Source organism: Pedobacter sp. 05L430 (genome assembly GCF_056397585.1).
On the sequence record NZ_JBFTNT010000306.1, the window covers coordinates 1 to 4,836 of the forward strand.

A 4,836-nucleotide genomic window follows, 5' to 3' on the forward strand; every position below is an offset into this window, starting at 1 on the left:
GGTTACGCAGGTAAGTTCCCTTTCTTGTCCAGTTACCTTCCTGGATAATTCCCCGGTACATGTCTACAATATACACACATCCATCTGGGCCTGTTACACTGTTTACAGGTCTGAAGTTCATGTCTGTAGAAGCAATAAATTCTTCTTTCTCGTATGCATTTTTTAGGGTTATTTTACCATTGGTGTTCGTAACCTTGGCTCTTCTGATCAGTCTGCCTACCGGTTCACAGATCAATAAATCTCCTTTCAGATCATCTGGTAACGAGTTGCCTCTGAAAACAGACTGACCTGTACAAGCTGTAAAATGATTTAGTGTACTGTCCGGACGTAATCGGCCTAAACCTCCCTGAACATCTGGTGTAGAAATTATAGGCCAGACATCCTGAAATTTATCATTATACTGTTCGCCAAGGTCCAAATATCCAAAGTAGGGATTTTGTTGGAAGTTTACTGCAGGAGCTTCGCCACCGGCGGATGAAAAAAACAATCGACCGTAGTTGTCATTCGCAAGACCCCACTGACCGCCTGAACCTTCATGCTGATTCTCAGGTTTTAATAAACCATCCTCAAATTTGTAACGAACGTTTTCTACAGTTACATAGATCTTATTGTCAAGATTCCACACTAAACCGCTTCGCTGATGCTCCAGATTACTTTTGTTTTCAGACTCATTTTTGAAAACCATTTTCTTTTCATCGGCCACGCCATCTCCATTGGTATCACGATAACTATAAATACTATTGTCAAAAGTTTCTGCAACCAAAAGGCGGTCATCAAGTGGAAGGATCATTCTTGGAAGTAATAACTTATCAAGAAAAACTACTGATTTATCCATTTTTCCATCACCATTGGTATCTTCTAGTCTTTTAATGGTACATATCGGCTTCATCTCATCTGTACCTTCAGCGTCCTGCATATAGGTATTCATCTCTGCAACGTACATGCGTCCGTTACCGTCCCATGCAATTGCTACAGGTTCATGAATCATGGGCTCGCTGGCTACAAGTTCGAGGTGGTAGCCTTTAGGAAGATGGATGGTTTTAAGACTCTCCTGCGGTGTTAGATAAGCAGGAGAGGGGTTGGTGTTTACGATTACCTTTCCATTGGCGTCTCGTTTTAAAGTATTTTGAGATACTTTACAAGTATAAACGAGCATAGACAAGCCGAGCATGCCCAATACCCATTGTTTATTTGGTTTCATTGTGTATTTGGTTTTGTGTGTTTTGGGTTGAGGGTGTGTTTATTTTTTCACACCCAAAGCATATTTGATCCCCCCTAAAAGATGTTTAAGATAAAGTGGATCAGCATAAGATTCATCTGTATGGCCCAGTTCAGTGTAGAAAGCCCGGCCACCATCATATTCATGGTACCATGCCATTGGGTGTTTATCACCCATTTTTGCTTTACCGGCATCATAGCTTTTCTCATCAATAGATATTAATACATTTAAGCCGTCGGCTACCCATTTGAAATTATACCATTCGTCTTTTCTTTTCCAAACTTCCGGAAGGTGTTTTGTAGAGATGTGGTTGCGGTTAGTTACATTTAATGACGCCTCTTGCTGACTTGGGTGACTAACAAAATAAGCGCCTACCAGTTTACCATACCAAGGCCAGTCGTACTCAGTATCAGTAGCAGCATGTACACCAACAAAGTTACCGCCGCCTTGAATATATTTCTCAAAAACAGCTTGTTGGGTATCATTTAATACATCACCAGTGGTATTGAAAAACACTACAGCCTTGTAATTTTTCAAGTTATCTGCGGTGAACTTCTCTGAATTGGTTGTGGTATCTACATCAAAATTATTTTCTGCTCCTAATTTAATAATAGCTGTAGTTCCTACTGCAATTGCATCATGGTGAAACCCGGCTGTTTTACAGAACACAAGGATTCTTGGGTTTTTCTTTGCAGAGGCCGATGTGGCACTAAACATGATCAATATTAATGACAGCATTGTTAATGCTTTTGCTAAAGAGTGGTTTCTAGTCGTGATTTTCATTTGTTTTTTGTTTTAATGGTATTAAAGGTAAAGGAATTTTAATTCTCTAAGTAACGGATAAAGTGTATTATTTAAGAGACAAGTTTTAGGAAAACATTAATAAAACTTACATCGGACTAGTTGGACGCACAGCTGTAAGTGCAATTTGCCCTTTAAACATTTTCCCTCCATCACCGGTTAACCTCAAATAATAATCTGAGGAACAGGCAGTACCGTCTTCATCCAGTGTTACAAATGATGATCCTTTAGGTATAAATGATGAATTCTCAGCAGTTTTCGCAATCTGATTTCCTTCATTGTACTCATCAAACATAGAGATGTATATTCCCTGACAACCCACTCTTTTCATGTTATAGAACTGGCGCCACATAAAGTCTCCATGCGCACGTTGGCGTTCCTGTAAATCACCGGGCAATACGCAAGGCTGATAATCAATTCCATTCGAATTGCAATAAGCCTGATCGGGTTTGTTCACATTTACAAAAAAGCCGTCAGATTCGTTTGCATTGCCAATTCTGCCCACCATCCATGGTGATAGCATATCAAAAGCTTTATAAGCGCTGATGAAATTGGGTCTGGAGTCGCTCTCCTGTTTCCGCCAATGGGTAGGCACGCCGCCTATAACATAACATCCTTTGCTTTTAAACCAGTTAATTACATCCAGACAAACCGATGCAGGCCAGGGATGATTGTTATCATTAAATCCAAATCCCCATATGCAAACTACGGGCTTCCCATTTTGCTTTGCATAGGCTGATGAAGTGATATAGGCCGACATTTTATTTGTCCAATCGGTTTTAATTTCTGATTGCATATTAGTCCACCCACTTACATCATACATGATGTAGAACTTACGTCCATAAGCCTCTGCTGCGGTTTTTACCTTTGCTGTAATGGCGTCACGTACCGGACCCTCAATTCCATTTGGGTTAAAGCGCTGCAGCGCGGCTGCATCAATACCATTTTGCTGCATCCAAAGAAACTGTGTGTTTACGGTTTGAGTAGTAAACGATGAGAATAACTTTGCGGCTTGCCCATTGCCAAGATCTGCAAAACCAGTTTGAAAGGTTTCTGTATATTCCCTAACGTCAGGCCATGATTTTATCCCCAGATTGGTAGGGGAAGGAATCTTCCCCCAATCCTGGGTATAATGCCACCAAGCATCAATTGGAGAGCCATCACCTTTTGCTGCAAACCAACCCTGATAGCCAACAGTTATTTTGCCAACCACGTCGCCAACCGGAGAGGGGGTTATGTCAATCACTTCCCCCGGTTTATCGGGAGAGGTGATTTCTTTAGAACTCTTTTTTGAGCAACTGCTCATTAAAGTAAATAAGGCCAGCAGAAAGGCAATGTCATTTTTTTTCATGTTCATGGTTATTTCCCTGTAAAACGAAGATCGTCTATACCCACAGCCACATCCGGATGATCTTTGCTCGTGGTAAAAAAGAATACCCGGAAATAGTTAATGGCAGTAAAGTCTGCGCMACCGTCACCACTATTAATTGCTTTGTCAAAATCAAGTGTAATTTCATTCCAGCCGTTCTTTAAATTATCTACTAATGGGGCTACATCCCAGGCAGATTCATGATCATCGGCCTTTCCGGAGCTGGTAAGCTCTATGGAACCATCTTTTTTGATATGAGAAACATCTGATATATACCACCAGAATTTAAACTGACCATTACTTTTGTTAAAAGTTGAATTAAACGGTGTTTCAAATTTTCTGATAAACTGCATAAAGTCTCCGCCGTTTGCTATGGTGTTCTTAAGGTAACCTGTGCCTTCTTTTTTGCCTGCTGTTTCAATAACAGGAGCACCCACAGTTTCCCAGCCATCTGGCTTATCTGCATTTTCAAAAGAAACAGCCGGAGCTGCCGGCACTGCCCTAAGTACCAGTCCATCAACACCGGTAATTACATCCGAATGATCTTTGGTTTTGGTCCAGAAAAATACCCGGAAAAAGTTAAGGGCAGCGGGATTTGGCGCGCCGGATATATCTGCATCTCTTAAATTAAGATTTACCTGATTCCAGCCATTTTTTAAAGTAGGCAATAATTTAGCTACAGACCATCCATACTCATCCTTATCTGCATCTCCACCACTGGTGATCTCAATTTGTCCATCTTCTTTAATGGCTGATACATCAGAGATATACCACCAGAAAGAGAACTGGCCGTTTGCTGTTGTAAGTTTAGAATCCAATGGAGTAGCTAAATGCTTTATAAATTGCATAAAATCGTCTCCGTTTTTAATGGTGTTTTTAAGGTAGCCGCTGCCTTCTTTAGCTCCTGATGTTTCAATAACAGGATCACCAACAGTTTGCCACCCATCTTTAGCATCAACATTGTCAAATACCACCAGTGTAGGATCAGCCGGCTCTCCCGGTTCCTCTGGCAAGGGCACCAAATGACTGGTATCTCTTGAAGTGTAAGTTTCCTTTTTACAGCTGGTTACTGTAAGCCCGAACAGGGCGATGGAATATACCATCATACTTTTTATTAATCTCATTTCCTTTGTTTTAAAAGTTTAACATTAATTTCTTCGTTATCTAACTGGTTTAACCCTGGTAAAACCTGGCTCGCCATGAAACCAACTTGCGCCCTTTCCTGTAAGCCATAAGTAGTAATCGGAAGCCAGATCGTTTTCAATTCCAACGAATCTTAGTCCGGCATCTCCATTCAGCGGTGTATCGGCTTCCCGGGCCGCCTTAAATATTGCTGTGCCTTCATCAATTTCATCAAACATGGCTACATATAATGATTTTGCACCMACGTTTTTTGCACCGGCAATTTGCTGCCACAAGAAATCACCTTTTAAGCGGGGTATCTGAT

4 protein-coding genes and 1 pseudogene are annotated in these 4,836 nt (G+C 41.0%); all 5 read right to left on the reverse strand.

Features of this window, described 5'->3' with window-relative positions; all coding sequences use genetic code 11:
• Positions 1 to 1,201, reverse strand: a 1,201-nt coding sequence (locus tag AC1DG9_RS23230) for a DUF7133 domain-containing protein (protein ID WP_477635328.1), incomplete at its 3' end; no start/stop codon positions are given.
• A 39-nt stretch (positions 1,202 to 1,240) separates the two neighbouring features.
• Entirely contained in the window at positions 1,241 to 2,002 is a 762-nt protein-coding gene (locus tag AC1DG9_RS23235) for a ThuA domain-containing protein (RefSeq protein ID WP_337717983.1), read from the reverse strand.
• 106 nt (positions 2,003 to 2,108) lie between these two features.
• Complete coding sequence (locus AC1DG9_RS23240) at positions 2,109 to 3,371, reverse strand: glycoside hydrolase family 99 protein (RefSeq protein WP_337717981.1); 1,263 nt, start codon at positions 3,369 to 3,371, stop codon at positions 2,109 to 2,111.
• Between the two features lie 8 nt (positions 3,372 to 3,379).
• Positions 3,380 to 4,513 carry a hypothetical protein gene (locus AC1DG9_RS23245; protein WP_477635329.1) on the reverse strand — a complete coding sequence of 378 codons (1,134 nt, stop codon included), beginning with the start codon at positions 4,511 to 4,513 and terminating at the stop codon, positions 3,380 to 3,382.
• A 36-nt stretch (positions 4,514 to 4,549) separates the two neighbouring features.
• A pseudogene (locus AC1DG9_RS23250) lies at positions 4,550 to 4,836 on the reverse strand (glycoside hydrolase family 71/99-like protein); the annotation flags it as partial.